The following is a 1,179-nucleotide window of genomic DNA, read 5'->3' as shown; positions in this document are numbered from 1 at the left end:
CGTACAAACTACTCAAAAGGGTGCATACCCGGATGAAACAACATCCCATCCTGCAGGAGTCCAGGGACAAGATCCGAGAGCAAGTCCGGGACATCGCAATGGGTGGCCAACTGGATATGGAGGAACACCGCATCGGAACGTTTGAGCATTTCAAATCCCTTCCGGCCGAGCAGCAGAACGAAATTCTAAAGCAAAGGGTCAAACGAATCTACTATGTGCGGGTCATGCCGAAGGAGATCCGGGAACAGTCTACTAAGAGTCCGGAACGCCAAGCCTATCCCTTCCGTTGTACCATTGAATATTTCGACATTCCCCCGGCTGCAATACAAAAGGATGGATCACACAAAGAAGTGTAGTGGATGATATGGACGGCCGCTCACGGCAAGCGGCCCATTGCATGGCTGAAACCCAACATAATTACTGCAAACAGCAGTAAAACGATCTTTCATTGAATTTATAAGTAAAATTTACGGTTTACATAAGAAATGACGTCCCGACTGGCGCAACAGGCGTCACGGGGATGTCTGGAGCGACTGGGATGACCGGGATGACAGGTGTGACAGGCCCTACGGCTCCGAACGTCACAGCGAATTATCAGTATAGTAGTGGGCCGCAAGTTACTACTGCTGCTCAAATTGTATACCCACTTCTAGGCATTACTGGCGAGGGTACAGCGATTACACAGAATGCAGACGGTACGCTGACTCTGGCTCCGAATCAGGCGTATTATGTAGACTTTTCAATGGATACCCGCGTTCAACCAGGTAGTACTGCTGGCGCGGGTTTATATTTAAATGGCGGTCTCGTGGGTGGCACGGGAGTGAGCGTTTCGAACAATGGTGCAACATTTGTTGATACTTCTTTGTCAGGAAATGGGATCGTTCGCACGGGGGCAACGGCGGGTACTTTGGCACTGCGAGTCGCCTCTGGTCCTCAGGCATCTCAGTTTCAAACCCCGGCATACAGTATGTTCAAAATAGCTTAACCTGGATCGTATTCGCTTCCATCGGGGCGAGAAGACACTTCAGTGAATCAACTGGACCCTCTTCAAACGTTTTGTAGCCTCGGACTTTAGTTAATAACTTGACTGTTGCAAAAAACGTGTCGTGTAAGTTTTTGACGAATGTTATATAAAACTGTAAACCGAATAGAAGTATTGTCGGATACACACACAGAAAA

The 1,179-nt window shown here is 48.4% G+C and carries 2 protein-coding genes; both read left to right on the top strand.

Going from position 1 to position 1,179, the window contains the following annotated elements; genetic code table 11:
- Positions 1-356: hypothetical protein (locus ACE41H_RS25110; protein WP_375358306.1), on the top strand; the 356-nt coding region annotated here is incomplete at its 5' end.
- A gap of 164 nt (positions 357-520) precedes the next feature.
- Positions 521-985 carry a hypothetical protein gene (locus ACE41H_RS25105; RefSeq protein ID WP_375358305.1) on the top strand — a complete coding sequence of 155 codons (465 nt, stop codon included), beginning with the start codon at positions 521-523 and terminating at the stop codon, positions 983-985.
- Positions 986-1,179: the final 194 nt, after the last annotated feature.

Source organism: Paenibacillus enshidis (assembly GCF_042136365.1).
Lineage (GTDB): Bacteria > Bacillota > Bacilli > Paenibacillales > Paenibacillaceae > Paenibacillus > Paenibacillus enshidis.
Note: the sequence above shows the minus strand (reverse complement) of the source record. Positions and strands in the feature narration are given on the sequence as shown.